Here is a 25,160-nt window from a genome sequence, read left to right on the forward strand (position 1 = left end):
CAATGTGACTGAAAACAGAGCAGGCTAAAGCATCTGCTCCGAGAATTTAAGTTAAGGAGGACATGGTATGTCACGTATAGGAAGACTGCCAATCACAATCCCGGCAGGGGTAACTGTTGAGATTGCAGAGAATAACAAAGTGACCGTAAAGGGTCCGAAGGGAACTCTTGAGAAAGAGCTTCCGGTTGAAATGGAGATCAAGCAGGAGGGAGATCAGATCATCGTTACAAGACCGAACGATCTGAAGAAGATGAAATCCCTTCACGGCCTTACAAGAACACTGATCAACAACATGGTTGTTGGCGTTACCGAAGGATACAAGAAGGTCCTCGAGGTAAACGGTGTTGGTTACAGGGCTACAAAAGCGGGAAATAAGCTGACACTCAGCTTAGGATACTCTCACCCGGTAGAAATGATCGATCCTGAAGGCGTTGAGACTGTTCTGGAGGGTCAGAACAAGATCACTGTCCAGGGAATTGACAAAGAGAAAGTTGGCCAGTATGCGGCTGAGATCAGAGACAAGAGAAGACCGGAGCCATACAAGGGCAAAGGTATCAAGTATGCTGACGAAGTGATCAGGCGTAAAGTTGGTAAGACTGGTAAGAAATAAATAAGGAGAGTGTGAAAATGGTTAGCAAGAAATCAAGAACAGAAGTACGTGTTAAAAAGCACAGAAAGTTACGTAACCGTTTAAGCGGTACACCTGAATGCCCACGTTTAGCCGTATTCAGAAGCAATAATCACATGTACGCACAGATTATTGACGACGTAGCAGGGAACACTCTGGTTGCAGCTTCCACTCTTCAGAAAGATGTGAAAGCAAACCTTGAGAAGACCAATAACGTTGAAGCAGCAGCTGCTCTGGGTAAAGTGATCGCAGAAAAGGCTCTTGAGAAGGGCATCAAGGAAGTCGTATTCGACAGAGGCGGATTTGTATATCACGGAAAGATCCAGGCACTTGCAGACGCAGCTCGTGAGGCTGGACTGGAATTCTAGGAAGGGAGAACACACATGAAACAGGAACGTATTGATGCTAGTCAGTTAGAATTAAATGAAAAAGTAGTGTCAATTAAGCGTGTAACCAAGGTTGTTAAGGGTGGACGAAACATGAGATTTACAGCTCTTGTTGTTGTCGGAGACGGAAACGGCCATGTGGGCGCAGGCTTAGGAAAGGCAGCCGAGATCCCGGAAGCCATCCGCAAAGGAAAAGAGGACGCTACAAAGAAGCTGATCACTGTGGCATTAGATGAAAACGGAAGTATCACACATGATCAGATCGGCAAATTCGGAAGCGCTTCCGTGCTTCTGAAGACAGCTCCGGACGGTACCGGAGTGATCGCCGGTGGTCCGGCCCGTGCCGTTATCGAGATGGCAGGAATTAAGAATATCCGTACAAAATCTCTTGGTTCCAACAATAAACAGAACGTAGTTCTTGCTACAATCGAGGGATTAAAGGAAGTAAAGACACCTGAAGAGGTATCCAAGCTCCGCGGCAAATCCGTCGAGGAAATCTTAGGCTAAGGAGGCAGATAAAAATGGCAGATTTAAAGATTACTTTAGTAAAATCTACAATCGGTGCTGTGCCGAAGCATAAGAAGACAGTAGAGGCTTTGGGACTTAAGAAGACTGGCAAGACAGTTGTTTTACCGGACAATGCAGCTATAAGAGGCATGGTAAAGCAGGTGCAGCATTTAGTAAAGGTAGAAGAAGCGTAAATTCAGAGAAGTAAGGAGGTGTCATAATGGACTTATCAAATTTAAGACCTGCTGACGGGGCAAAACAGAGCAACAACTTCAGAAGAGGACGTGGACATGGCTCCGGAAACGGCAAGACAGCCGGCAAGGGACACAAGGGACAGAAGGCCCGTTCTGGCGGCACAAGACCAGGTTTTGAAGGTGGACAGATGCCATTATATAGAAGAATACCGAAGAGAGGCTTTACAAACAGAAACAGCAAGACAATTGTTGGTATCAATGTGAGCGCTCTGGAGGTGTTCGACAACGATGCTGTTGTATCTGTAGATACACTCATCGAGAAGGGCATTGTAAAAAATCCTAGGGACGGCGTAAAGATCCTTGGAAATGGTGAACTGACAAAGAAACTTACAGTTCAGGCAAATGCATTCAGCGCAGGTGCGGCTGCTAAAATAGAGGCTCTTGGTGGAAAAGCAGAGGTGATCTAATGTTTAAGACAGTGAGAAGGGCATTTCAGATCGCTGACGTCAGAAAGAAAATCCTGTACACGTTCATGATGCTGATCGTGATCAGGATCGGATCTGAGCTGCCCACACCTGGTGTGGATCCGGATTTCATCCAGGACTTCTTTGCGCAGAACACTGGTGAGGCGTTTAACTTCTTTAACGCCATCACCGGTGGTTCCTTTGAACAGATGTCCGTACTTGCTCTGAGCATCACACCATACATTACATCATCCATCATTATGCAGCTTCTGACCATTGCGATTCCGAAGCTGGAGGAGATGCATAAGGATGGGGAAGACGGACGAAAAAAGATTGCGGCTATCACCCGTTATCTGACTGTTGTCCTGTCACTGATCCAGTCAACAGCTATGGCGGTTGGATTTGGACGTCAGGGACTTCTCAAAGAGTTTAACTTTGTCAATGCGGCTATCGTCGTGCTGACACTGACAGCCGGAAGCGCCTTCCTTATGTGGTGCGGCGAGAGGATCACGGAAAAGGGTGTCGGAAACGGTATCTCTATCGTGCTTGTGATCAACATTATTTCCCGTATCCCCAGCGATATGGCTACTCTTTATGAACAGTTTGTAAAAGGAAAGAGTCTTGCATCCGGCGGACTGGCAGCGCTGATCATCCTTGCGATTATCCTGGCGCTTGTCGTTTTCGTCATTTTCCTGCAGGATGGACAGAGAAGGATCGCTGTGCAGTATTCACAGAAAATGCAGGGACGCAGAATGTTTGGCGGACAGTCCACATACATTCCGCTCCGCGTGAACACAGCGGGCGTGATCCCGATCATCTTCGCATCCTCACTGATGCAGACTCCCATTCTGATCGCGACCTTCCTTGGAAAGGGCGACGGGGATGGCATTGGAAGTGAGATCCTCCGAGGGCTGAACCAGTCAAACTGGTGTAATCCGCAGCAGCTCCAGTATTCATGGGGACTGGTGGTGTACATCATCCTGACCGTATTTTTTGCTTATTTCTACACATCCATCACCTTTAACCCGATGGAGATAGCAAATAATATGAAGAAGAGCGGCGGATTTATTCCCGGTATTCGGCCGGGAAAACCGACAGTTGAATATCTCACGAAGATCTTAAATTACATCATCTTTATCGGCGCATGTGGACTGATCCTTGTACAGATCGTGCCAATTTTCTTCAACGGCTGGCTGGGGGCTCATGTCTCCTTCGGCGGCACGTCACTGATCATTATTGTCAGTGTCATACTTGAGACGATCAAGCAGATCGAGTCACAGATGCTGGTACGCAATTATAAAGGATTTTTAAATAGTTAAGCCCCTTTGGGCTGTGCCTGAGGCGAACTGCCAGGATGCATTTTTGCATCGCTGGCATACAAGCCGGGCATGCTTCAGTTTTAAACTCGCGGAAAAAATTTTCGCGGGTTAAAATGCTATAAGGAGGAAGTAACATATGAAGATTATTATGTTAGGCGCGCCTGGAGCCGGGAAGGGAACCCAGGCAAAGAAAATCGCCGCGAAGTATGGGATCCCCCACATTTCCACCGGTGACATCTTCAGGGCGAACATCAAGAACGGTACAGAGCTTGGAAAGAAGGCCAAGACATATATGGACCAGGGACTTCTCGTGCCGGATGAGCTTGTCGTGGATCTGGTAGTGGACCGTGTGAACCAGGATGACTGCAAAAACGGCTATGTACTGGACGGCTTCCCGAGGACGATTCCCCAGGCTGAGGCCCTCACAGAGGCGCTGGCGAAGATGGGACAGAAGATGGATTACGCGATCGACGTGGATGTGCCTGATGAAAACATCGTGCGCCGCATGGGCGGAAGAAGAGCCTGTGTAGGATGCGGGGCTACATACCACATCGAATATGCGCCCACAAAGAAGGAAGGCATCTGCGACACATGCGGCGGCGAGCTGATCCTGAGGGACGACGACAAGCCGGAGACCGTGCAGAAGAGACTGGATGTGTACCATGAGCAGACACAGCCGCTGATCGACTACTACACAAAGGCGGGCATCCTGAGGACTGTGGATGGCACAGTGGATATCGACGATGTATTCCAGGCTATTGTGGATATTTTAGGAGCGTAAGAGCATGTCGATCACGATAAAATCACCCAGAGAGATCGAGCTTATGACGGAAGCGGGCAGGATCCTTGAGACTGTCCACAACGAACTGGCAAAGGAGCTTCATCCGGGAATGACCACCAAGGATATAGACAGGATCGGGGAGGAGCTGATACGCAGCTACGGCTGCGTGCCCTCCTTCCTGAATTATAACGGCTACCCGGCCTCCATCTGCGTGTCTGTGAATGACGAAGTGGTGCACGGCATACCCAGTCCCCACCGCTTTATCCGGGAGGGCGATATCGTGAGCCTGGACGCCGGCGTCATCTATAAGGGATACCATTCTGACGCGGCCAGGACATACGGCATCGGCCACATCAGCGAGGAAGCGCAGAGGCTGATCGATGTGACCCGGGAATGTTTTTTTGAAGGTATAAAGTACGCAAAAGAGGGCAATCATCTATTTGACATATCGTCTGCCATTGGACGATATGCAAGCGAGAGGGGCTACGGAGTGGTGAGAGACCTGTGCGGCCACGGGATCGGCACGAATCTTCACGAGTCGCCGGAGATACCCAACTATGAGCAGGGGAGAAAGGGAGTCCTCCTCAAAGAGGGCATGACGCTGGCCATTGAGCCCATGATCAATATAGGAACATGGGAGGTGGAATGGCTGGACGATGACTGGACGGTTGTCACAAAGGATCATTCCCTGTCTGCCCACTATGAGAACACGGTGCTGATCACCAAGGGCGAGCCAGTGCTCCTGTCCCTGTCAGCATATGAAGAGAGGAAGCAGAATGGACAGGTATAAGGCGGGAATGATGGCCAGGTCACTGGCGGGGCATGACGCGGGAAAAATATATGTTATAATAGGAAGCGACAGCGCATATGTTTATCTGGCAGACGGCAGGCTCCGGACAGTGGATCATCCTAAAAAGAAGAAAAAGAAGCATGTACAGCCTGTCTGCGTCAGGTGCGGGGAGGCCGCGCTTGACGATGTGGCCGTAAAGAGAATACTTAGAAACTACTTGAACCAGGAAAAAGGAAAACAGGAGGATTAAGGAGACATGTCAAAAGCTGACGTTATCGAAATAGAAGGAACTGTAGTAGAGAAACTGCCAAACGCAATGTTCCAGGTGGAGTTGGAGAACGGCCACCAGGTGCTGGCTCATATCAGCGGAAAGCTGCGTATGAATTTTATCAAGATCCTGCCGGGAGACAAAGTGACACTGGAGCTGTCACCCTATGATCTCTCAAAGGGAAGGATCATCTGGAGAGACAAGTAAAAAGCTGTAAATTATCTTAGAAACAACGGGAAAATCTATTGACTTGCCTGAAACGCGGTGCTATACTATATAGGCGCGTTTCCCGGGGATTTTTATGCCTTGTTACGGGATTTCCGGAAAAAGCGCCTCGGAACCAAGCAGGCAATGGATGAAAGGAGGATTTGACGTGAAGGTTAGATCATCAGTAAAACCAATTTGCGAGAAATGCAAAGTAATCAAGAGAAAAGGAAGCATTCGCATTATCTGCGAGAACCCAAAGCATAAACAGCGTCAGGGTTAATTTGGGCGGCTGATAGTATGACACGCCAGGGTGTGTGTGCAGTGCTCATACTATTTAATATACATGAAACACCGACAGAGCGTGGATATTCCACAGGGGTTTCTAGTATATTGCTTACAATACCGGCGGTCATTAGCCGATGGTATGTCGGCTGCCGGAAAGGGCGTGAATACCGACACGCCTGGGCTGGGATATCGGAACATTACTGCGTTCCGGTAGGGAACAGGAAAAAATCCAGTGCCCGCAGCCTCAATTTAGGACAATATTAAACAACAAAGATCAAATGGAGGAAAATCACATGGCTCGTATTGCAGGTGTAGACTTACCAAGAGACAAACGTGTAGAAATCGGACTGACCTATATTTACGGTATCGGAAGACCGAGCGCAACACGTATTCTGAAAGAAGCAGGAGTTGATCCGGACATCCGCTGCAGAGATCTGACAGACGACGATGTAAAGAAGATCAGCGCAGTCATCGATGAGACACAGATGGTAGAAGGTGATCTGAGAAGAGAGATCGCGCTGAACATCAAGAGATTACAGGAGATCGGATGCTACAGAGGTATCCGTCACAGAAAAGGACTCCCGGTTCGTGGACAGAAGACAAAGACAAACGCAAGAACAAGAAAAGGTCCTAAGAGAACAGTTGCTAATAAAAAGAAATAGGCCGAAAGCAGCTTAATGAGGGCGAGCAATAGCGAAGCCCGAATTCCAGCGCGAGGCCGTTCGCGAACCTTAGCGAAAGCAAACTCGAAGAGCGCAGCTTGAGCTTAGTTGAGCGAACTACCTCCACGATGAAAGTGTTTTGGTATTTCTTTGTTCAGGCCGAAGGCCTGAACTACCTTATCAATCGAAAACAACGCAAATTTCAAGAAAGTAGGTTAGTTTAAATGGCAAAGAAAGTTACAAAAAAAGTGACAAAGAAACGTGTCAAGAAAAACGTTGAACACGGACAAGCACATATCCAGTCATCTTTTAACAATACAATCGTAACATTAACAGATGCACAGGGAAATGCTCTGTCATGGGCAAGTGCTGGTGGTCTGGGATTTAGAGGTTCAAGGAAATCTACTCCGTATGCAGCACAGATGGCAGCTGAGACAGCAGCAAAGGCAGCTCTGGTACACGGCTTAAAGACAGTAGATGTTATGGTAAAAGGACCTGGTTCGGGAAGAGAGGCAGCAATCCGTGCCCTTCAGGCATGTGGAATTGACGTTACAAGCATCAGAGACGTAACACCGGTTCCCCACAACGGATGCCGTCCGCCGAAACGCAGAAGAGTCTAGTCTTCGGATTGTGTTTCAGGATTAATTAAGATATTAACAACAGAAACAGTGAATTGGATTTCAATATCCCAAGAAATCAGGAGGAAAGCGAAAACATGGCAGTAAACAGAGTTCCGGTTCTTAAAAGATGCCGTTCACTTGGCATGGACCCAGTTTATTTAGGAATTGATAAAAAGTCTAACAGACAGTTAAAGAGATCAAACAGAAAGATGAGTGAGTACGGACTGCAGCTCCGCGAGAAGCAGAAAGCAAAATTCATCTACGGCGTTCTTGAGAAGCCTTTCAGAAACTACTACAAGAAGGCAAAACAGCAGAAGGGAATGACAGGTACAAACCTGATGGTTCTGCTTGAGACAAGACTTGACAATGTAGTGTTCCGCATGGGGCTTGCCAGAACACGCCGCGAGGCAAGACAGATCGTAGACCACAAGCATGTGCTGGTTAACGGGAAGCAGGTAAACATTCCTTCTTACCTTGTTAAGGCAGGCGATGTGATCGAGATCAAAGAGAAATGCAAAGGTTCCCAGAGATACAAAGATATCATCGAGGTGACAGGCGGACGTCTTGTACCTGCATGGATCGAAGTAGACCACGAGGCTCTGAAGGGAACTGTAAAAGAACTTCCGACACGCGATGAGATTGACGTTCCTGTAGACGAGATGCTGATCGTCGAGTTGTATTCTAAATAATTAATTTAGAAAAGTAATTAACCCTCAGAAAATTATCAGCCCATAAGGAGGGACTATATAGTGTTTGATTTCAATAAACCGAATATCGAAATTACAGAAATGTCAGAAGATAAGAGATATGGAAGATTTGTAGTAGAGCCTCTTGAGAGAGGCTACGGTACAACACTTGGAAATTCTCTTAGAAGGATCATGCTCTCATCTCTTCCCGGAGCTGCCATCAGCCAGGTGAAGATCGACGGTGTGCTGCATGAATTCAGTTCTATCCCGGGTGTGAAGGAAGATGTGACAGAGATCATCATGAATTTGAAATCTCTGGCTATTAAAAATACATCTGAGACAGACGAACCAAAGACAGCCTACATTGAGTTTGAAGGTGAGGGTGTCGTAACTGGTGCTGATATACAGGCGGACTCAGACATTGAGATCATGAATCCGGAGACTGTCATCGCCACTTTGAACGGCGGCGCGGACAGCAAGCTTTACATGGAACTGACTATCACAAAGGGCAGAGGATATGTAAGTTCAGATAAGAACAAGAATGAGGATCTTCCCATTGCGGTTATTCCCATTGACTCTATCTACACACCTGTTGAGAGAGTGAACCTTACGGTTGAGAATACCCGTGTGGGCCAGATCACAGATTTTGACAAATTGACACTTGATGTGTGGACAAACGGCACACTTCATCCGGACGAGGCAGTCAGCCTTGCCGCAAAGGTTCTCAGCGAGCACCTGAAGCTGTTTATCGATCTCTCTGAGGTGGCACAGGCCGCTGAGGTCATGATCGAGAAGGAGGATGACGAGAAGGAGAAGGTTCTCGAGATGAGCATTGACGAGCTCGAGCTCTCCGTGCGCTCCTACAACTGTCTGAAGCGCGCCGGCATCAACACAGTGGAAGAGTTGACAAACCGCACACCTGAGGACATGATGAAGGTCCGCAACCTGGGACGCAAATCCCTGGAGGAAGTGCTGGCAAAATTAAAAGAACTCGGCTTAGAGCTGAGCCAGGGCGAGGAGTAAAACGACGAGCCCTGGCGATACTGATCGAGCGTAAGCTCGAGCAGGTTCCGCTAAAAGCAGGGAGAGGAGTAAGGTGTGAGCACTTAGCGAGAGTGAGCCGTCAGGCGACGCTCGAGTTCTAGTTCGAAGAACTAGCTCTTTAATCCCCGTTAGATATGTGTTATATGTCATATATAACCACAACCCACGCCCAGCCGCCAGTAAGCCCAAAGATGCGTGGCGGCGGCATTTGGCTAGTAAGCCCGAAGATGCATAACCAGATGTTAAATATTGGAGGAGAAGAAAAATGGCAAAATATAGAAAACTTGGCAGAACATCAAGCCAGAGAAAAGCATTACTGAGAAACCAGGTGACAGCTCTCTTAAACAACGGCAAGATCCGTACAACAGAGGCAAAGGCTAAAGAGATCCGCAAGATCGCAGAGGGCCTGATCGCTATGGCAGTAAAGGAGAAGGACAACTTCGAGGAGGTTACTGTTAAGGCCAAGGTTGCCCGCAAGGACAAAGACGGCAAGAGAGTAAAGGAAGTTGTAGACGGAAAGAAAGTGACAGTATATGACGAAGTAGAGAAGAAGATCAAGAAGGATATGCCTTCCAGACTTCACGCAAGACGTCAGATGCTGAAGGTTCTGTGCCCTGTGACAGAGGTTCCGAAGACAGCAGCCGGAAGAAAGAAAAATACAAAAGAGATCGATATGGTAGCGAAGCTGTTCGACGAGATCGCGCCGAAGTATGCAGACCGCAACGGTGGTTACACAAGAATCATCAAGATTGGTCAGCGTAAAGGTGACGCTGCTATGGAGGTTCTGATCGAGCTCGTATAAGAGATTGATCGGAAAATCATTAGACAGGTATTAAAAAAGAGTTCCAGTGGAACTCTTTTTTTTATGCTGCAGCTGCCCTGCTCAGTTCTGTCCAGATCAGAGGGGGCAATGGGGAATATAAATTGTTATAGTTGTGTCAAAGTTCGTGAAAAGAGCTAATTATTTACAGTTAATTTATTGTTAAATAATATACTTTTTGAAATAGTAGTTACAAATCAGATAAAATATGATAGAATACACTCACTGAAACGAAGAGCGAACGATAAAGGAGGGCAGTGGAAAAAAGAAGCAAAGTCATTGAAAAAACAGAGAGAGAAATATTTGTTAAAAAAATATCAAAAAGTTATTGACAAATATTTAACGAACCTGTATACTAAACCCAGGTTGAAGAAAAACAACGAAAAACTATTTACGGAGGAAACCAAAATGGCTAAAAAGAAAGAAGAAGCGGTGGTACCAACATTTATCGACAGCGTGGAAGCTCTCGAAGCAAAGATGAAAGCAATGAGAGAAGCCCAGAAGGTATTTGCCACCTACACACAGGAGCAGGTAGACAAGATTTTCTTTGAGGCAGCTATGGCGGCCAACAAGATGCGTATCCCCCTTGCAAAGATGGCAGTGGAGGAGACAGGACGTGGTCTTGTAGAGGACAAGGTCATCAAGAACCACTATGCGGCTGAGTATACATACAATGCATACAAGCACACAAAAACCTGCGGCGTGTTCGAGGAGGACAAGGCCTACGGCATCAAAAAGATCGCTGAGCCTGTGGGACTGGTAGCCGCTGTTATTCCGACTACAAACCCGACTTCTACAGCAATCTTCAAGACACTGATCTGTCTGAAGACAAGAAATGCGATCATCATCAGCCCCCATCCGGCTGCAAAGAAATGTACGATCGAGGCTGCCAAGGTTGTTCTGGATGCCGCTGTAAAGGCAGGAGCACCTGAGGGAATTATCGGATGGATCGATGCTCCGTCACTGGAGCTGACAACAACTGTTATGAAGGACTCTGACCTGATCCTTGCGACAGGCGGTCCTGGAATGGTGAAGTCAGCATACTCTTCCGGAAAACCGGCAGTGGGCGTTGGACCTGGAAATACACCGGTCATCATCGACGAGACAGCTGACATCAAGAACGCAGTAAACTCCATCATCCACTCCAAGACATTTGACAATGGTATGATCTGTGCTTCCGAGCAGTCTGTGACCGTTCTGGAGAGCATTTACGAGGAAGTAAAGAAAGAGTTCGCTTACCGCGGATGCTACTTCCTGAAGCCCGGCGATGAGCTGAACAAGGTCCGCAAGACCATCATCATCGACGGCAAGCTGAACAACAAGATCCCCGGAATGTCAGCCGTGAAGATTGCGGAGATGGCAGGGGTGAAGGTTCCGGCTAATACAAAGATCCTCATCGGCGAGGTTGAGTCCGTGGACATCTCCGAGGAGTTCGCTCACGAGAAGCTGTCTCCTGTACTTGCCATGTACAAGGCAAAGACATTTGACGAGGCTCTCGAGAAGGCAGAGAAGCTGGTAGAGGACGGCGGATACGGCCATACATCAGCGCTGTACATCGATCCCTCCGAGACAGAGAAGATCGCAAAGCACTCTGCTGCAATGAAGACCTGCCGTATTCTGATCAACACACCTTCCTCTCAGGGCGGTATCGGTGATCTGTACAACTTCAAGCTTGCGCCATCCCTTACTCTTGGATGCGGTTCCTGGGGCGGAAACTCCGTATCAGAGAACGTTGGAGTAAAACATCTCATCAATATCAAGACAGTGGCCGAGAGGAGAGAGAATATGCTGTGGTTCAGAACACCAGAAAAGATCTACTTTAAGAAAGGCTGCATGCCGGTTGCCCTGGACGAGCTGGGAACCATCATGCACAAGAAGAAAGCATTTATCGTAACAGATACTTTCCTGTATCAGAACGGCTACGTGAAACCGATCGAGGAAAAACTGGACCAGATGGGTATTCAGCATACATGCTTCTACGAGGTAGCTCCGGACCCGACACTGCAGTGCGCACAGAAGGGCGTGGAGCAGATGAAGGCCTTCGAGCCCGACACCATCATCGCTCTGGGCGGTGGATCCGCAATGGACGCCGGCAAGATCATGTGGGTAATGTACGAGCATCCGGAAGCAGACTTCGCTGACATGGCCATGGACTTCATGGATATCCGCAAGAGGGTATTCACATTCCCGAAGATGGGCGAGAAGGCTTACTTTGTAGCCATCCCCACATCCTCCGGTACAGGTTCCGAGGTGACACCTTTCGCCATCATCACAGACGCGACAACAGGCGTAAAATGGCCTATCGCTGACTACGAGCTCCTGCCTGACATGGCAATCGTGGACGTGGACAACATGATGACACAGCCCAAGGGACTGACATGTGCATCCGGTATCGATGTTATGACACATGCCATCGAGTCCTACGTATCCATCATGGCTACAGACTTTACAAAGGGTCTCTCCATGAAGGCTGTCAAGATGGTATTTGACAACCTGCCGTCCGCATACGAGAACGGTGCGAAGGATCCGAAGGCCCGCGAGGCAATGGCCAACGCTTCCTGCATGGCTGGTATGGCGTTCGCAAACGCGTTCCTTGGCCTGAACCACTCCATGGCTCACAAGCTGGGCGCTTTCCATCACCTGCCGCACGGTATCGCAAACGCTGTGATCCTGACAGAGGTTATGAAATACAACGCAGAGGAAGTTCCGACAAGAATGGGAACATTCTCACAGTATCAGTATCCACATGCACTGGCAGACTACGCAGAGCTTGGACGCTACGCAGGCTGCAAGGGCAACACAGATAAAGAGGTATTCGACGACTTCATCGCAAGACTGGAGGATCTGAAGGAGAAGATCGGCATCAAGAAGTCCATCAAGGAGTATGGCATTGACGAGAAGTACTTCCTTGACACTCTGGATGAGATGACAGAGCAGGCCTTCAACGACCAGTGTACAGGTGCAAACCCGAGATATCCGCTGATGAAGGAAATGAAAGAAATCTATCTCAAATGCTATTACGGCAAATAGTTTTTCTCATAAGTTTTTCTCACAAAGAGAAGGCGCTCCGAAAGGGGCGCCTTCTGTCTATTGACTGCTCTTTTTAGTTTGCCAGATACACCTCCGCGTAATAGACGCCGCATGCCAGTGCCGTGGAGTGGTCGTTTACAAAAATGTCGATCACATTTCCCTTGATGGCGCCGCCGGTGTCCTCAGCGGTGTACACATGTCCGTTTATAATAACCTGTGAGCCAAGAGGAATAACGCTCGGATCCACTGCAATGGTCCGTCCCGCTGTGGGAACTGTGCCGCTTGCCGTGTGGCTGCCGCCCCAGCTGCCTGTGCAGTAGAAGCAGGGGCAGTAATGGGTGATGCGGAAACGGCCAAGGCTCTGCTTGCCGTCTGTGGAAACGCTGCCGCCTCCTGTCTGGCCGCTGCCTGAGCTTCCTGACGCCGCCTGCTGTGCCTGCTGCTGGGCTGCCGCCTGTGCCGCTGCCCTCTGCTGAGCAAGCAGCGCTTCCGCCTCCTTTGCCTTCTCTATCTGACTGCTGTACTCTGAGATCTGATCAGATTTAGAAGAGATCTGCTCCTCCAGCTCTGCCTGCTTTGTGTTCAGCTCCTCCTCCATATCTGCCAGGGATGTCTGCTGCTCCTTGAGGGCATCTCCCTGCTTTTTGATCTCGTTCTGGGTATTCTCCAGCTCCTTGAGCATCTCCCGGTCGTATTCGCTTACATTCTGAACAAAGTCTGTCTTGTTCAGGAAATCTGCCATGTCTTCCGCTGAGCAGAGGAGCTCAAGGAATGTGGTGTCCCCCGCCTCGTACATATATTTGATGCGGAGCTTCATGGCTTCGTACTGTTCCTCGCCTTTCTTCTGTGCTTCATCCATCTGTTTCTGGGTTTCTTCCATAGCAGCTTCGGTTTCTTCCATCTTGGTGGAGAGTTTCTCTATATCGCTGCTGAGACTATTCAGTTCCTCGTTCAGGCTGTTAACCTCGTCCTCGAGGGCGCCCTTTTGCTGTTCCAGTTCTTCCGTAGAAGGTTCTGCGTATACCAGAGTGCCGGTACACCCCATGGCTGCGACACATCCGGCCACAACGCCGGCCCGCAGCATGCGCTTGAATTTCGTACTCATCATATATACATTTCCTTTCTCTCGGCGAGTTCCGCACGTCCGCTTACAAATTTTTATATATCCGAACGTCTAACTATTATACAACAAATTGCTTTATTTCGCAAATTTTGTTATGATGATTTAAGAATAATTTTATAGAATAGAATAGATCCGGGAGGGAGCGGAGTTTATGAAAAAATACGAAGAAGAAAAATACAGAATGGAAAATATAGAGGACAAGATTTATCCCTGGGTGAAGGAGGAGCTGCGTGACAGCCATGCCCTGAACGGGAAAAATATTTCCGAGAAGGACACGCCTCTGATTTCTTTTGTTGGAAATCTCACGGTGCTTCTGGTCATACAGAGGGGGGAGGACGCATATGAGATCATAAAGGACAATATGCTGCCGCCGGACTGCGATATAGAGAAGCTCTACTACAGGGCGTGTGAGAACCTGGCCCGGGACGTGGAATTTGTCTTTGGCCATACCTGGTACGGGGGATACGCCGTCCTGGCGGACGGACACCACGAGGCCAGCTCCCTGTGCCTGCGGCATATATGGGATGTGTGCGTGCAGAAGCTGGATGATGACCTGGTGATCATGGCGCCTTCAAAGGACATGGTGCTCTTTGTGCCGGCAGGGGACGAGGAGAAGCTTGCCAGGATGATCGAATTTGGCAGGGAGGCCTACGAGAGGAGCCAGGACAGGGTGAGCAGAAGCCTGATGGTCTTTACGAAAGAAGGAAAGGAATTACTGGCATATGACGAAGTGCAGCACTAAGGGATACAGGATAAAAATGGTCGGGCTGGATATGGACGGCACCCTTCTCACAACGGAGAAAGAACTGACAGAGCACACAAAGGAGGTTCTGCTGGAAGCTATTGACAGAGGAGTCACAGTGCTCCCGGCCACAGGCAGGCCGCTGACAGGCATCCCGGAGGAGGTGCTTAAGCTTCCGGGGGTGCGCTACGCGGTGGCCTCCAACGGAGCACGGATCGTGGATCTGAAGGAGGACAGGGTGATCTACGAAGGCCTTGTCTCCTACGAGACAGGGAGCAGGGTGCTGGAGATATGCAGCCGCTATGACGCTCTGATGGAGATTTACTATGACGGCGTGGGATATGCAGATGAGGAGAAGCTGAAGCGCATCGATGAGTACGTGCCCAAAGCGCCCATGGCCCGTTATATAGCAGGTTCCAGATGCCCGGTGGAGGATGTGATGGCCATGTTCGAGGAGCGCAAGGCACCCACCGACAAGGTCCATGCTCTGTTCCGCACAAAGGAGGAGCGTGAAAAGGCCTGGCAGGAGGTAGAAAAAGAGGTCCCGGATATTGAAATAACAGGCGCTTTGAGCAATAATATAGAAGTAAACGCAAAGGGCGTGAACAAGGGCCGAGGTCTTCTGATCCTGGGAGAGCTCCTGGGCATACGCCGGGAGGAGATCATGGCAGTGGGGGACGGCTCCAACGACATTGCCATGCTCAGGGAGGCGGGCCTTGGCGTGGCCATGGAAAACGCCACAGATGAGGTGAAGGCAGCGGCGGATGTGATCACTCTCTCCAACGACCGGGAGGGAGCCGCGGCGGCCATTGAGAAGTACGTTCTGCGGGATCTGCGGCAGAATGAGGAGCATGATAAAATTTAAAAGGAGATAGCATATGTTAGATATTATCAAAGTCATAATCCTGGGCATTGTGGAGGGAATTACCGAGTGGCTTCCGGTCAGCAGCACCGGTCATCTGATCCTTGTGGGAGATCTCCTGCAGCCGAACTTAAGCGATGCCTTTATGGAGATGTTTAACGTGGTCATCCAGCTGGGCGCCATCATGGCGGTGGTGGTGCTCTACTTCCACAAGCTGAACCCCTTCTCGCCGAAGAAGACGAAGAAGCAGAAGCTGCTGACCTGGCAGATGTGGATCAAGGTGCTGATCGCCTCTGTTCCGGCGGCAGTGGTGGGACTTCTGTTCAACGATTACCTGGACGCCATCTTCTACAAGCCGCTTCCTGTGGCGGTGATGCTGATCGTATACGGTGTCCTCTTTATCATAGTGGAAAACAGGAACAAGCATGTCCGCCCGAAGGTGACAAAGATATCGGAGCTGTCCGTCCAGATGCTGATCTGGATCGGTGTGTTCCAGATGCTGGCCCTCATTCCCGGTACGTCCAGATCCGGGGCTACCATCGTGGGCGCGCTGATGATCGGCATTTCCAGGGGCGTGGCTGCGGAGTTTACCTTCTTTCTCGCCATACCGGTCATGTTCGGAGCCAGCTTCCTGAAGCTGATCGGCTTTGGACTCTCCTTCACAGCGAAGGAGGCGGGGCTGCTGCTTCTCGGATGCGTAGTATCCTTTGGCGTGTCCATAGTGGCGATCAAGTTCCTGATGGGCTATATCAAGAAGCATGATTTCAAGGTTTTCGGCTATTACAGGATCGCTCTCGGCGCGGTCATCATTATCGCGGCTATCGTTCAGATGATCATTGCATAAAAAACTGGTGGTTTTTTCTATAGATTATATAGAAAAAGCCACTTGTTTTTTATTCTGGACATGTTAGAATATTTACTGACGTGTATCTTTATGCATTAATAATGAAAAAATATATTCTGGAGGGAAAGAATTATGAAGATGAAAAAAGTTTTAAGCATGCTGCTTGTCGCTGTGTGCACAATGGGACTGGCTGCCTGCGGAGGAAGCTCTGAGGGCGGATCAGAGGACAGCGGTGACGACACACTTGTCATGGCCACAAACGCGGAGTTCCCGCCCTACGAGTACCACGAGGGAGACGAGGTTGTGGGCATTGACGTGGACATTGCGTCAGCCATTGCCGAGGAGCTTGGCATGGAGCTGAAGGTAGAGGATATGGCATTTGACTCTATCATTCCGGCTGTCACAAGCGGAAAGGCAGATATCGGAGCTGCCGGCATGACCGTTACACCGGACCGTGAGGAGAGCGTGGCATTTACAGATACATATGCTCACGCTACACAGGTGATTATCGTAAAAGAGGACAGCGACATCACCGGACCGGACGATCTGGTTGGAAAGACCATCGGCGTACAGCTTGGAACGACAGGTGACCTCTACGCCACAGATATCGAGGATGCCACAGTAGAGCAGTACAACAAGGGATTTGAGGCTGTGCAGGCCCTGACGCAGGACAAGATCGACGCGGTTATCATCGACGGCGAGCCGGCCAAGGAGTTCGTGGCAGAGTCCGAGGGGCTGAAGATCCTGGACGAGGCATTTACCGAGGAGGACTACGCTATCGCGGTTGCCAAGGACAACACAGAGCTGGTAGACAAGATCAACGATGCGCTGGCTACTCTGAAGGAGTCCGGCAAGCTGGATGAGATCATCGCAAAATATATCTCCGCGGACAGCGAAGCTGGCGCTGAATAGGGAAGAAAAGGTGTAAGAGATGTTGCAGGATTTGCAGTCAAAATTTGTAAATAATTTTATAACGGACAATCGGTGGCAGTATCTGACAGACGGCCTGATCGTGACCTTGCAGATCACGCTGTGCGCCGTCATCCTGGGCATTGTCCTTGGATTTCTGGTGGCCATTGTGCGCTCCACCCACGACCGAACGGGAAAGCTGAAGATACTGAACGCCCTGTGCAATCTCTATCTGACCGTGATCCGGGGAACCCCGGTAGTGGTACAGCTTTTGATCATCTATTTTGTCATCTTCGGGAGTACGGATATCAGCAAGGTCATGGTCGCGGTTATGGCCTTCGGTATCAACTCCGGAGCCTACGTGGCGGAGATCTTCCGATCCGGCATCATGTCCATTGACAACGGGCAGTTTGAGGCGGGCAGGAGCCTTGGATTCAATTACCGCCAGACCATGTTCTATATAGTCATGCCCCAGGCGTTTAAGAACGTGCTGCCGGCGCTGGGAAATGAGTTTATCTCCCTTCTGAAGGAGACCTCTGTATCCGGCTATATCGCCCTGCAGGATCTCACAAAGGGAGGCGACATCATCCGGAGCAGGACCTATGACGCGTTCATGCCTCTCATCGCAGTGGCGCTGGTCTATCTCGTCATGGTGCTGATATTCAGCAGGCTGGTAAGTCTGCTTGAAAGGAGGCTGAGAAACAGTGATCACTAACGGAGAAGTGCTCATAAGAGTCGAAGATGTACATAAGGTGTTCGGAGGCGCTCTCCACGCGCTGAACGGCGTCACCACCGAGATCCGCAAGGGGGAAGTGGTGGTCATCGTGGGGCCCTCCGGCTCCGGAAAGTCCACCTTTCTGCGATCCCTGAACCTTCTGGAGGTTCCCACCAGCGGACATATCTATTTTGAAGGTGTGGATATCACGGACAAGAAGGTGGATATAGACAAGCACCGCCAGAAGATGGGCATGGTGTTCCAGCACTTTAATCTGTTCCCCCACAAGACCATTCTGGAGAACATCACGCTGGCCCCCATCAAGGTGCTGAAGAAGAGCAGGGAGGAGGCCGAGAAGCAGGCCATGGAGCTCCTGCAGCTGGTTGGCCTTGAGGAGAAGGCCCATTCCTATCCGTCCCAGCTCTCGGGAGGACAGAAGCAGAGGATCGCCATCGTGCGCTCTCTGGCTATGGAGCCGGATGTGATGCTCTTTGACGAGCCCACCTCCGCCCTGGACCCGGAGATGGTGGGAGAGGTTCTGGATCTGATGAAGCAGCTCGCGAGAGACGGCATGACCATGGTGGTGGTCACCCACGAGATGGGCTTTGCCCGGGAGGTGGGAACCAGAGTGATCTTCATGGACGCCGGACAGATCCGGGAAGAGGCAGAGCCGGAGGAGTTCTTTACAAATCCGAAAGAGCCAAGACTCCGGGAATTCCTGTCAAAGGTGCTTTAAAAGGTTTCCTGAATAGAAAAAATGCAGCGGATATACATTTTTCGGAGTGTATATCCGCTTTCTCGTAGACAAACCATTTGACATTGCGCGGGAAAACGTGGACAATAGAATAGATTTTATGGAAGGGAGGGCAGATAGTATGATAAGAGCAGTCCTGTTTGATATGGATGGCACGCTGATCGACACGGAGAAATACCTGATCCGGTTCTGGCGGCAGGCCGCCCGGGAGCACGGGGTGGAGATGACGGTGGAGGACTCCTGCATGCTGCGCAGCTTTGCCAGCCGTTATGCCAGCCGGTGGTTTGCGGAGCGCTTTGGGGAGGAGGCGGACTACTGGGGGATCAGAAAGCGGCGCAAAGAGCTGATGAGCCGGCATCTGAAGGAGCACGGGGTGGAGAAGAAGCCCTTTGTGGACGAGACCCTGAAGGCCCTGAAGGAGGCCGGATACCTGCTGGCCGTGGTGACCGCCACGGACGAGGAGAGGACCCGGCAGTATCTGATGGAGACGGGGATCATAGAGTGGTTTGACAGGCTCGTGTGCGCCACTATGGTGGAGAGGGGCAAGCCCTATCCGGACGTGTACGAGTACGCCTGCCGGCAGGTGGGCTGTAAGCCCCAGGAGTGTCTGGCCGTGGAGGACGCCCCCAACGGCCTTCGTTCAGCTCTGGGGGCCGGCTGCCATGTGGTCATGGTGCCGGACCTGACGGGAGCGGGCGAGGAGCTGGAAGAAAAGATAGACGGGGAGCTGAAGAATCTCCGGGACCTGCCCGGATTTCTTGAGAGGATGGCGTGACAGAGTATGAGATACGAGAGAATACAGGAAGGAACATTCCTTGAGCGGCCCAACCGGTTCATCGCCTATGTGGAGATAGAGGGCGTAAAAGAGACGGTTCATGTGAAGAACACAGGCAGATGCGCGGAGCTTCTTGTGCCTGGCGCCAGGGTCTGTGTGCAGAAGTCGGATAACCCTCAGAGGAAGACACAGTGGGATCTGATCGCCGTGTGGAAGGGAGAGCGGCTCATCAACATGGACTCCCAGATACCCAACGCCCTTGTGAGGGAGTGGCTGGAGGAGACAGAGGAGGGCCGCGCCTTTCTGCCCGGGATCACCTATCTGAAGCCGGAGTACACCTTTGGAAATTCCAGGATCGATCTGTACGCCGAGGCGGGAGAGCGGAAGATCCTCATCGAGGTGAAGGGAGTCACTCTGGAGGAGGACGGCGTGGTGCGCTTCCCGGACGCACCCAGCGAGCGGGCGGTGAAGCACATGGAGGAGCTGTCCGCCGCAGTCAAGGAGGGCTGGGAGGCTGTCGTCTTTTTTGTAGTGCAGATGGAGGGGGTGGACTATTTTACGCCCAACATGGACACCCACCCCGCCTTCGGGGAGGCTCTTAAGAAAGCGGCGGCAGGGGTGCGGGTGACAGCCTGGGACTGCCATGTGGAGCAAGAGAGCATCTCCATCCGGAGGGAAGTGCCTGTGGTGCTGGGGGAGAGGATCCTCTATGAAATCCGGAAGCCTCTGGTGGACTGGTACCGGAAAAATAAAAGGGAGCTCCCCTGGCGGGAGCACCCGGACGCTTATCGGGTGTGGGTGTCTGAGATCATGCTGCAGCAGACCCGGGTGGAGGCGGTGAAGCCCTACTACGAGCGGTTCCTGGCGGCACTGCCGGACGTGAAGGCGCTGGCGGAGGCGCCGGAGGACGTGCTGCTGAAGCTGTGGGAGGGCCTGGGCTACTATAACCGGGTGCGGAACATGCAGAAGGCGGCCCGTCAGATCATGGAGGAGTACGGGGGTGTGTTCCCGGACAGGTATGAGGATATCCTTTCCCTGTCGGGGATCGGGAGCTATACGGCGGGGGCTGTCAGCGCCTTTGCCTACGGGCTTCCCCGGCCTGCGGTGGACGGGAACGTGCTGCGGGTGGTCTCCCGGCTTCTGGGCAGCAGGGAGGACATCATGAAGGCCTCTGTGAAGCGGAAGACGGAGGAGGAGCTGCAGGAGGTGATCCCCGCCGACGCGGCCAGCGACTTCAACCAGGGGCTCATCGAGCTTGGGGCGCTGGTGTGTCTCCCGGGCGGAGAGCCAAAGTGCGTCCAGTGCCCCCTGGCCCACCTGTGCCGGGCAAAGAGAGAGGGGATCCAGAGTGAGCTGCCGGTGCGGACAAAGGCAAAGAAACGCCGGGTGGAGAAGAGGACTGTCTTTATCTTCCGGGACGGGGACACGGCAGCCATCCGAAAGCGCCCGTCAAAGGGACTTCTGGCAGGGCTCTATGAGCTCCCCAACGTGGAGGGGCACCTGACCATGGAGGAGGCGGTGGCCTACAGCAAGGACATCGGCCTTGTCCCTGTCCGGGTGAAGAAGCTGGGTGAAGCCCGGCATATCTTCAGCCATGTGGAGTGGGACATGGTGGGCTACCTGGTGCAGGTGGATGAGCTGGAGAAGTCCTGTCGGGAGGAGATGATCTTTATCCATCCAAGGACCGCCCAGGAGGAGTACGCCATCCCCTCCGCCTTTGAGAAGTACGCCGGGTATCTGAAGATCCGGCTGGGAAATGAGAGATACAGGGAATGAGACAGGATGATACGGGAAATATAAAAGCTTTCGCAGAGGTGTCTGCGAAAGCTTTTAGTTTAGAACAACATTTACTTGATACGATTTGACACATGGCAGGGGGCTACTGGATGTGCAGCGTGTAGCCGCCGTCCTCTGTGACCGGAGCCAGAAGGGTCTCGATCACGGTCTGGGCCTGCTTCTTGGCCTGGGCCAGGATGTCGGTCTGCGTGGCCTTGGCCTGGGCGTCCTCCATGGCATAGTCCATGGCCTTTACCGTGTCCTCCCTGTCGGTCCAGTTGAAGAGAGCAAACTGCTCATCGTAGAACTCCAGGGAGTCCGGGTCGATGGTGATGTCCTGGACGGCAGGCTCCGGGAGGGTAATGCTGATATCACGGCCGCTGATCTCCACCTGGGCGTTCTCAAGGTCGATGCCCGCACTGATCTGGGCGTCGTAGATCATGGAAAAAGCCTTTTTATTGATGAGGGGGATGTCACCCTCCTCGTATTTGACAAGCCCTCTGTATTCCAGGCGGGCGGTGGTGAGGGAGCTGCAGCGGGTCAGCCGTTCCTCGATGGAAGTAGCGCTGACAGTCACCTCCGGGCCGCTCTCCAGAAGTCGAGAGGCCAGAAAGCCCACGGCAATGAGGGCGATGGCCGCCACCAGAACAAGAAGGCCCTGTATCTTTTTCATCGGTAAGACTCCCCTTTGCGGTTTACAGGCGTTCGTTGTTCTCACGCATGAATTTGTACTCAGCTACAGAACGGTCAAATCCCTGGATGTGTACATAGAGCCACTCGATTACCTTCTCCTGCACCTTGGCAACGAAAGCCGGTGAGGGGCCTTCCTCCTCCTGCAGCATGTCCTGCAGGTCAGCGATGGTCTGCTTGAAGATGTCGTGCTGCTCCTTGTGCTTCTGGAAGCCGGGGTAATCAATTTCTCTCTGAAGCTGCTCCTCAGCGGAGAAGTGATAGTTTGTGTAGTCCTCCAGATAGTCCAGCGTCTTGACAGCAACAGCCTTGTCATTACTCTGCTCGCAGCTCTCCATCACCGCGTTGATCTTCTCGATGAGCTCCTTGTGCTGGGAGTCGATCATCTCATTTCCTGTTACAAGGTTATCTGTAAATTCTGCGTACATAATTATTCCTCCTTAAAGTAAGCATTATTATAATAAATTATAGCAAAGGCATCCCTTTACCGCAAGGGATGCCTGCGTTTATGTTGGCTGATGGGAGAGGCTTGGAGCCTTTTTCCCGGCAGGCACATACACGAAAGAGTAGATTACGCCTGCCATAACCATGGCTGCAAATACATCTGTCACAGAATGCTGCTTCAGGAACAAGGTGGACAGGATGATGAGTCCTGCCAGCACGTAAGCCGCAGGCTGTACCCACTGTTTTTTCCGAAGAGCGTGGCTGTGCCCGATGGCGAAGGCCGCGCCCAGGGAGTTGAAGACGTGGATGCTTGGCAGCACGTTGGTGGGGGTGTCTGTCTGGTACAGCCATCTCACCGCGTCCGTGAATATATTGTCCCGCGGGAAGGTCTCCGGCCGGAGAGCCAGACCGTTGGGAAAGATGGTGCAAATGATAAGAAATATGGTCATGCCTGAAAACATGAACGTACACATCCTGTAAAAACCCCGTCTGTCCGTCAGGAAAAAGTAGGCCCCTGTGACTGCGATAAACACAAACCAGAGAAAATACGGAATAATGAAATATTCCACAAAGGGTATATAGTCATCCAGCGGAGAGTGGATCAGGTAATAGCCGCGGCGCACATGCTTCTCCAGCCAGAGGAACCAGGGCATGTAGATGAAGCCGTACAGCAGTACCCAGGCATGACGGTACTTTTTAATGAAGTTTTTTGCCTTTTCAAACATATTGATACGTCCTTCCGATCTGATGCATGATCTCCATATAAAAGTTATATTTCCAGTTCAATCGGATTATAACACGAAAAAAATTATTCAACAAGGCGCTTCACTGTTTCTTAATAAAATTCAGCTTCTTTTTCAAAAATCTGCATTTCATACCCGGAAATACCTCTTCTCATGGCGTTTTCAGAGTTCAGCGTCCACACTGCGACAGGCGTCCGGAAGAGGACCCGGCACAGCCAGACGCCTGGCTCCGGCAGATCCTTCAGCTTATAGGAGATGAAGTCCGGCCTGCCCAGGAAATTGGACAGCATGTGCTTCACAAGGAACCGCAGGATGTAGGGCGCCGTGTCGTCGTCCGCCGTCAGGTTGGAGGACAGCTGGCCTCTCAGGATGTGGGGCGCGTGGAGTCGGAACCAGCGAAGCCCCAGCGTGTTGAAGGACTGGATCAGGCAGGGGCCTTTGTAGCCTTGCAGGAGCTCGCAGGTCTTCTCGCAGAGCTTCATGGATCTGCCGGGCAGCTTTAGCTCGATGAGGAGGGGAACCCGCCCGTCTACACAGGAGAGCACGTCGGCAAGAAGAGGGATCCGCTCGGCCGTGTGCTGGAGAAACAGCTGCTTTAACTCGCTGTAGGTGTGGGACTCCACGGAGCCGGGAACCCCGCAGACCCTCTCAAGCGTGTCGTCGTGGAAGACGGCCACCTGGCCGTCTTTTGTCAGGTGCACGTCCAGCTCGATGCCGTAGTGGCAGTCCAGGGCGGCTCTGAAGGCGGCCAGGGAGTTCTCCGGGATTTTCCTGGCCGCACAGTGGTAGCCCCGGTGGGCAAATTTGGTCTTCATGAACCTGCGCATCTCCTGCAGCCGGGACCGGCGGGGGGAGATGGAGAAGAGATACAGGGCCGCCCCGGCCGCCAGCAGGGCGATGAAGATTAGAAGATAGATGGACATGGTATTTCAGGCTTCCTTTCTTTTGGTGCGTTGTCTTCAGTTTCAGGAGCGGGAGGACGCTCTTCCGGGCACGATGACCCGCAGGCGCTCCGGCAGCAGGGAGATATCCATCTGCCGCTGAAGGAACACAGGCTCTCCGTCGGTGTGGACGGGGAGGGCCGTGTCGCTCTCGATGTGGATCTGCCTGCAGGAGCGGATGCAGATGCCGGAGGCTTTCGTGTGGGCGGCCTTCTGCGCCAGGAGCAAAAGGAACACCGCCTTAAGGCGGGATATGCCGGACACCGCAATGACGTCCAGCCTGTCATCGCAGGGGTTCGCGTCCGGGCAGAATTTAAAGCCTCCGCCCTCGTAGGGGTGGTTCATGGCCGCCACAAAAAGCGTGTCCGAAAAGGTGCGGGCAGACCCGTCATCCAGTGTGACAGTGACCCTGGCAGGCCGCAGGAAGTGGAGCCTGTCCAGCGCGATCAGCGCGTAGGTCAGCTTGCCCAGGTGCAGTCTGTTCAGGACCGGCTTCAGCCGGGAGATCACCGCCTGGTGGCAGACTGCCGCGTCAAAGCCGAGTCCGGCGCTGACCGCAAAGCGCTTGCTGTGCCCGCTGTATACAATATTTCCTATATTCATATCCGCGTACGCCGGGGGATCCAGTACGAGGGACAGAGCCTCCCCTGGATCGGAGGGGAAGCGGAAAAATCTGGCGAAATCATTTCCAGAGCCGACGGGGATATAGCCCAGCGTGGTGGCGGAAAGGTTCTGTATGCCGCCTATGACTTCGTTTACTGTGCCATCTCCCCCAAGGACCACGATGGTATGGATCTTCCCGTCCGCCGTGAGTTCCCGGGCCAGACGGGTAGCGTGGCGCTGACAGCGGGTCAGATACGCCCTGTAGGGAACGCCCCGCTCCCTGAGGATCGGCTCCAGGCTCTCCCAGACCTGCCGGCCCAGGCCGGAGCGGGAGGCAGGGTTTATGATGAAGGTATACATGGTTTTCTCCTTTGTGTGGGAGCATTTCTTTAAAGGGATGCTCCGCCATTCAAGATTATACCGCGAAAAATGGCAGCAGGCAAGGCGTATGGTTTCTTGACATACCTCTTCCGGGGTGCTATATTAAAGAAAATTGTATACATAATAGGAAGGGCGGCAGAGCGTGCTCTGCCAGAGGGGAAAAGGTT

General features: G+C 51.8%; 31 protein-coding genes and 1 pseudogene. 26 read left to right on the forward strand and 6 right to left on the reverse strand.

Annotated elements, in window-relative coordinates:
* The first annotated feature begins 67 nt into the window (after positions 1-67).
* The 17 genes from rplF (at position 68) to adhE (ending at position 12,691) form a co-directional block, all read left to right on the forward strand.
* Complete coding sequence (gene rplF / locus FGQ86_RS01910; RefSeq protein ID WP_138302834.1) at positions 68-610, forward strand: 50S ribosomal protein L6; 543 nt, start codon at positions 68-70, stop codon at positions 608-610.
* A gap of 17 nt (positions 611-627) precedes the next feature.
* The gene (gene rplR / locus FGQ86_RS01915; RefSeq protein ID WP_033124787.1) at positions 628-996 is read left to right on the forward strand and encodes a 50S ribosomal protein L18; all 369 of its coding nucleotides are present in this window, start codon (positions 628-630) and stop codon (positions 994-996) included.
* Between the two features lie 15 nt (positions 997-1,011).
* A complete protein-coding gene (rpsE, locus tag FGQ86_RS01920; RefSeq protein ID WP_033124788.1) occupies positions 1,012-1,521 on the forward strand; it encodes a 30S ribosomal protein S5 in 510 nt (169 codons plus the stop codon).
* A gap of 14 nt (positions 1,522-1,535) precedes the next feature.
* Positions 1,536-1,715 (forward strand): 50S ribosomal protein L30, encoded by a 180-nt coding sequence (rpmD, locus tag FGQ86_RS01925; protein WP_033124789.1) that lies wholly within the window; start codon positions 1,536-1,538, stop codon positions 1,713-1,715.
* A gap of 26 nt (positions 1,716-1,741) precedes the next feature.
* A complete protein-coding gene (gene rplO / locus FGQ86_RS01930) occupies positions 1,742-2,182 on the forward strand; it encodes a 50S ribosomal protein L15 (RefSeq protein ID WP_033124790.1) in 441 nt (146 codons plus the stop codon).
* Complete coding sequence (gene secY / locus FGQ86_RS01935) at positions 2,182-3,498, forward strand: preprotein translocase subunit SecY (RefSeq protein ID WP_033124791.1); 1,317 nt, start codon at positions 2,182-2,184, stop codon at positions 3,496-3,498. The genes rplO and secY overlap by 1 nt, the downstream gene beginning before the upstream one ends.
* 136 nt (positions 3,499-3,634) lie before the next feature.
* On the forward strand, positions 3,635-4,279 hold the full coding sequence (locus tag FGQ86_RS01940) for an adenylate kinase (protein ID WP_033124792.1): 645 nt from the start codon (positions 3,635-3,637) through the stop codon (positions 4,277-4,279).
* Positions 4,280-4,283: 4 nt separating this feature from the next.
* Positions 4,284-5,069 carry a type I methionyl aminopeptidase gene (gene map, locus FGQ86_RS01945; protein ID WP_033124793.1) on the forward strand — a complete coding sequence of 262 codons (786 nt, stop codon included), beginning with the start codon at positions 4,284-4,286 and terminating at the stop codon, positions 5,067-5,069.
* Entirely contained in the window at positions 5,056-5,319 is a 264-nt protein-coding gene (locus FGQ86_RS01950) for a KOW domain-containing RNA-binding protein (RefSeq protein ID WP_138302835.1), read from the forward strand. Before map ends, FGQ86_RS01950 begins: the two co-directional genes overlap by 14 nt.
* Positions 5,320-5,325: 6 nt before the next feature.
* Positions 5,326-5,544: a translation initiation factor IF-1 gene (gene infA / locus FGQ86_RS01955; protein ID WP_004607275.1), complete on the forward strand. Its 219-nt coding sequence runs from the start codon at positions 5,326-5,328 to the stop codon at positions 5,542-5,544.
* A gap of 166 nt (positions 5,545-5,710) precedes the next feature.
* Positions 5,711-5,824, forward strand: a complete 114-nt coding sequence (gene rpmJ / locus FGQ86_RS01960) for a 50S ribosomal protein L36 (RefSeq protein ID WP_003022746.1) — start codon at positions 5,711-5,713, stop codon at positions 5,822-5,824.
* A 298-nt stretch (positions 5,825-6,122) separates the two neighbouring features.
* Complete coding sequence (gene rpsM, locus FGQ86_RS01965; RefSeq protein WP_138302836.1) at positions 6,123-6,491, forward strand: 30S ribosomal protein S13; 369 nt, start codon at positions 6,123-6,125, stop codon at positions 6,489-6,491.
* Between the two features lie 224 nt (positions 6,492-6,715).
* On the forward strand, positions 6,716-7,111 hold the full coding sequence (rpsK, locus tag FGQ86_RS01970; RefSeq protein ID WP_033124796.1) for a 30S ribosomal protein S11: 396 nt from the start codon (positions 6,716-6,718) through the stop codon (positions 7,109-7,111).
* A 95-nt stretch (positions 7,112-7,206) separates the two neighbouring features.
* Complete coding sequence (rpsD, locus tag FGQ86_RS01975; protein ID WP_033124797.1) at positions 7,207-7,800, forward strand: 30S ribosomal protein S4; 594 nt, start codon at positions 7,207-7,209, stop codon at positions 7,798-7,800.
* Between the two features lie 60 nt (positions 7,801-7,860).
* Positions 7,861-8,820: a DNA-directed RNA polymerase subunit alpha gene (locus FGQ86_RS01980; RefSeq protein ID WP_033124798.1), complete on the forward strand. Its 960-nt coding sequence runs from the start codon at positions 7,861-7,863 to the stop codon at positions 8,818-8,820.
* 286 nt (positions 8,821-9,106) lie between these two features.
* Complete coding sequence (locus FGQ86_RS01985; RefSeq protein WP_033124799.1) at positions 9,107-9,643, forward strand: L17 family ribosomal protein; 537 nt, start codon at positions 9,107-9,109, stop codon at positions 9,641-9,643.
* A 426-nt stretch (positions 9,644-10,069) separates the two neighbouring features.
* Positions 10,070-12,691, forward strand: coding sequence for a bifunctional acetaldehyde-CoA/alcohol dehydrogenase (gene adhE, locus FGQ86_RS01990; protein ID WP_033125599.1), 2,622 nt, complete (start codon positions 10,070-10,072; stop codon positions 12,689-12,691).
* A 73-nt stretch (positions 12,692-12,764) separates the two neighbouring features.
* On the opposite strand, the gene FGQ86_RS01995 is transcribed toward adhE, so the two are convergent.
* A complete protein-coding gene (locus FGQ86_RS01995; RefSeq protein ID WP_243127121.1) occupies positions 12,765-13,799 on the reverse strand; it encodes a 3D domain-containing protein in 1,035 nt (344 codons plus the stop codon).
* A 166-nt stretch (positions 13,800-13,965) separates the two neighbouring features.
* Between FGQ86_RS01995 and FGQ86_RS02000 the strand changes: the two genes are divergently transcribed.
* The 9 genes and pseudogenes from FGQ86_RS02000 (at position 13,966) to mutY (ending at position 21,191) form a co-directional block, all read left to right on the forward strand.
* Positions 13,966-14,556, forward strand: coding sequence for a hypothetical protein (locus FGQ86_RS02000; RefSeq protein ID WP_033125600.1), 591 nt, complete (start codon positions 13,966-13,968; stop codon positions 14,554-14,556).
* Complete coding sequence (locus tag FGQ86_RS02005) at positions 14,537-15,421, forward strand: Cof-type HAD-IIB family hydrolase (protein WP_243127122.1); 885 nt, start codon at positions 14,537-14,539, stop codon at positions 15,419-15,421. Before FGQ86_RS02000 ends, FGQ86_RS02005 begins: the two co-directional genes overlap by 20 nt.
* Positions 15,422-15,434: 13 nt before the next feature.
* On the forward strand, positions 15,435-16,262 hold the full coding sequence (locus tag FGQ86_RS02010; RefSeq protein WP_033125602.1) for an undecaprenyl-diphosphate phosphatase: 828 nt from the start codon (positions 15,435-15,437) through the stop codon (positions 16,260-16,262).
* Positions 16,263-16,400: 138 nt separating this feature from the next.
* Positions 16,401-17,174, forward strand: coding sequence for a basic amino acid ABC transporter substrate-binding protein (locus FGQ86_RS02015; protein WP_347562469.1), 774 nt, complete (start codon positions 16,401-16,403; stop codon positions 17,172-17,174).
* 19 nt (positions 17,175-17,193) lie between these two features.
* The gene (locus tag FGQ86_RS02020; protein WP_033125604.1) at positions 17,194-17,886 is read left to right on the forward strand and encodes an amino acid ABC transporter permease; all 693 of its coding nucleotides are present in this window, start codon (positions 17,194-17,196) and stop codon (positions 17,884-17,886) included.
* A complete protein-coding gene (locus FGQ86_RS02025) occupies positions 17,876-18,622 on the forward strand; it encodes an amino acid ABC transporter ATP-binding protein (protein ID WP_033125605.1) in 747 nt (248 codons plus the stop codon). The genes FGQ86_RS02020 and FGQ86_RS02025 overlap by 11 nt, the downstream gene beginning before the upstream one ends.
* A 139-nt stretch (positions 18,623-18,761) precedes the next feature.
* Positions 18,762-19,415 (forward strand): HAD family hydrolase, encoded by a 654-nt coding sequence (locus FGQ86_RS02030; protein WP_138302837.1) that lies wholly within the window; start codon positions 18,762-18,764, stop codon positions 19,413-19,415.
* A gap of 6 nt (positions 19,416-19,421) precedes the next feature.
* Positions 19,422-20,108, forward strand: a pseudogene (sfsA, locus tag FGQ86_RS16640) (DNA/RNA nuclease SfsA); the annotation flags it as partial.
* Positions 20,103-21,191 carry an A/G-specific adenine glycosylase gene (mutY, locus tag FGQ86_RS16645; protein WP_347562470.1) on the forward strand — a complete coding sequence of 363 codons (1,089 nt, stop codon included), beginning with the start codon at positions 20,103-20,105 and terminating at the stop codon, positions 21,189-21,191. The pseudogene sfsA and the gene mutY, both read left to right, overlap by 6 nt.
* A gap of 103 nt (positions 21,192-21,294) precedes the next feature.
* Here the strand turns inward: mutY and FGQ86_RS02040 are convergent, their stop codons facing one another.
* From FGQ86_RS02040 to FGQ86_RS02060, 5 genes are all read right to left on the reverse strand, one after another.
* Positions 21,295-21,864, reverse strand: a complete 570-nt coding sequence (locus FGQ86_RS02040) for a DUF4230 domain-containing protein (protein ID WP_033125608.1) — start codon at positions 21,862-21,864, stop codon at positions 21,295-21,297.
* 22 nt (positions 21,865-21,886) lie between these two features.
* Positions 21,887-22,309: a hemerythrin family protein gene (locus FGQ86_RS02045; protein ID WP_033125609.1), complete on the reverse strand. Its 423-nt coding sequence runs from the start codon at positions 22,307-22,309 to the stop codon at positions 21,887-21,889.
* Positions 22,310-22,387: 78 nt separating this feature from the next.
* Positions 22,388-23,050 carry a phosphatase PAP2 family protein gene (locus tag FGQ86_RS02050; protein ID WP_033125610.1) on the reverse strand — a complete coding sequence of 221 codons (663 nt, stop codon included), beginning with the start codon at positions 23,048-23,050 and terminating at the stop codon, positions 22,388-22,390.
* A 110-nt stretch (positions 23,051-23,160) separates the two neighbouring features.
* Positions 23,161-23,991: a glycerophosphodiester phosphodiesterase gene (locus FGQ86_RS02055; RefSeq protein WP_033125611.1), complete on the reverse strand. Its 831-nt coding sequence runs from the start codon at positions 23,989-23,991 to the stop codon at positions 23,161-23,163.
* 42 nt (positions 23,992-24,033) lie between these two features.
* Positions 24,034-24,972 carry a diacylglycerol kinase family protein gene (locus FGQ86_RS02060; RefSeq protein WP_033125612.1) on the reverse strand — a complete coding sequence of 313 codons (939 nt, stop codon included), beginning with the start codon at positions 24,970-24,972 and terminating at the stop codon, positions 24,034-24,036.
* Positions 24,973-25,160 lie beyond the last annotated feature (188 nt).

Origin of the sequence: Clostridium sp. BSD2780061688st1 H5 (assembly GCF_005845155.1) — a bacterium.
GTDB lineage: Bacteria > Bacillota > Clostridia > Lachnospirales > Lachnospiraceae > Claveliimonas > Claveliimonas intestinigallinarum.

What these genes read in the sequence shown, in the direction of transcription:
- FGQ86_RS02060 (WP_033125612.1), bottom strand. Translation starts at nt 24,972, where the DNA reads ATGTATACCTTCATCATAAACCCTGCCTCCCGCTCCGGCCTGGGCCGG.
- FGQ86_RS01950 (WP_138302835.1), top strand. Translation starts at nt 5,056, where the DNA reads ATGGACAGGTATAAGGCGGGAATGATGGCCAGGTCACTGGCGGGGCAT.
- adhE (WP_033125599.1), top strand. Translation starts at nt 10,070, where the DNA reads ATGGCTAAAAAGAAAGAAGAAGCGGTGGTACCAACATTTATCGACAGC.
- rpsM (WP_138302836.1), top strand. Translation starts at nt 6,123, where the DNA reads ATGGCTCGTATTGCAGGTGTAGACTTACCAAGAGACAAACGTGTAGAA.
- FGQ86_RS02015 (WP_347562469.1), top strand. Translation starts at nt 16,401, where the DNA reads ATGAAAAAAGTTTTAAGCATGCTGCTTGTCGCTGTGTGCACAATGGGA.
- rpmD (WP_033124789.1), top strand. Translation starts at nt 1,536, where the DNA reads ATGGCAGATTTAAAGATTACTTTAGTAAAATCTACAATCGGTGCTGTG.
- rplO (WP_033124790.1), top strand. Translation starts at nt 1,742, where the DNA reads ATGGACTTATCAAATTTAAGACCTGCTGACGGGGCAAAACAGAGCAAC.
- FGQ86_RS02055 (WP_033125611.1), bottom strand. Translation starts at nt 23,991, where the DNA reads ATGTCCATCTATCTTCTAATCTTCATCGCCCTGCTGGCGGCCGGGGCG.
- rpsD (WP_033124797.1), top strand. Translation starts at nt 7,207, where the DNA reads ATGGCAGTAAACAGAGTTCCGGTTCTTAAAAGATGCCGTTCACTTGGC.
- map (WP_033124793.1), top strand. Translation starts at nt 4,284, where the DNA reads ATGTCGATCACGATAAAATCACCCAGAGAGATCGAGCTTATGACGGAA.
- rpsE (WP_033124788.1), top strand. Translation starts at nt 1,012, where the DNA reads ATGAAACAGGAACGTATTGATGCTAGTCAGTTAGAATTAAATGAAAAA.
- rplF (WP_138302834.1), top strand. Translation starts at nt 68, where the DNA reads ATGTCACGTATAGGAAGACTGCCAATCACAATCCCGGCAGGGGTAACT.
- FGQ86_RS02005 (WP_243127122.1), top strand. Translation starts at nt 14,537, where the DNA reads ATGACGAAGTGCAGCACTAAGGGATACAGGATAAAAATGGTCGGGCTG.
- FGQ86_RS02040 (WP_033125608.1), bottom strand. Translation starts at nt 21,864, where the DNA reads ATGAAAAAGATACAGGGCCTTCTTGTTCTGGTGGCGGCCATCGCCCTC.
- FGQ86_RS02045 (WP_033125609.1), bottom strand. Translation starts at nt 22,309, where the DNA reads ATGTACGCAGAATTTACAGATAACCTTGTAACAGGAAATGAGATGATC.
- infA (WP_004607275.1), top strand. Translation starts at nt 5,326, where the DNA reads ATGTCAAAAGCTGACGTTATCGAAATAGAAGGAACTGTAGTAGAGAAA.
- FGQ86_RS01940 (WP_033124792.1), top strand. Translation starts at nt 3,635, where the DNA reads ATGAAGATTATTATGTTAGGCGCGCCTGGAGCCGGGAAGGGAACCCAG.
- FGQ86_RS01985 (WP_033124799.1), top strand. Translation starts at nt 9,107, where the DNA reads ATGGCAAAATATAGAAAACTTGGCAGAACATCAAGCCAGAGAAAAGCA.
- rplR (WP_033124787.1), top strand. Translation starts at nt 628, where the DNA reads ATGGTTAGCAAGAAATCAAGAACAGAAGTACGTGTTAAAAAGCACAGA.
- FGQ86_RS02020 (WP_033125604.1), top strand. Translation starts at nt 17,194, where the DNA reads ATGTTGCAGGATTTGCAGTCAAAATTTGTAAATAATTTTATAACGGAC.
- FGQ86_RS02010 (WP_033125602.1), top strand. Translation starts at nt 15,435, where the DNA reads ATGTTAGATATTATCAAAGTCATAATCCTGGGCATTGTGGAGGGAATT.
- FGQ86_RS01995 (WP_243127121.1), bottom strand. Translation starts at nt 13,799, where the DNA reads ATGATGAGTACGAAATTCAAGCGCATGCTGCGGGCCGGCGTTGTGGCC.
- rpsK (WP_033124796.1), top strand. Translation starts at nt 6,716, where the DNA reads ATGGCAAAGAAAGTTACAAAAAAAGTGACAAAGAAACGTGTCAAGAAA.
- secY (WP_033124791.1), top strand. Translation starts at nt 2,182, where the DNA reads ATGTTTAAGACAGTGAGAAGGGCATTTCAGATCGCTGACGTCAGAAAG.
- FGQ86_RS02050 (WP_033125610.1), bottom strand. Translation starts at nt 23,050, where the DNA reads ATGTTTGAAAAGGCAAAAAACTTCATTAAAAAGTACCGTCATGCCTGG.
- FGQ86_RS02030 (WP_138302837.1), top strand. Translation starts at nt 18,762, where the DNA reads ATGATAAGAGCAGTCCTGTTTGATATGGATGGCACGCTGATCGACACG.
- FGQ86_RS02000 (WP_033125600.1), top strand. Translation starts at nt 13,966, where the DNA reads ATGAAAAAATACGAAGAAGAAAAATACAGAATGGAAAATATAGAGGAC.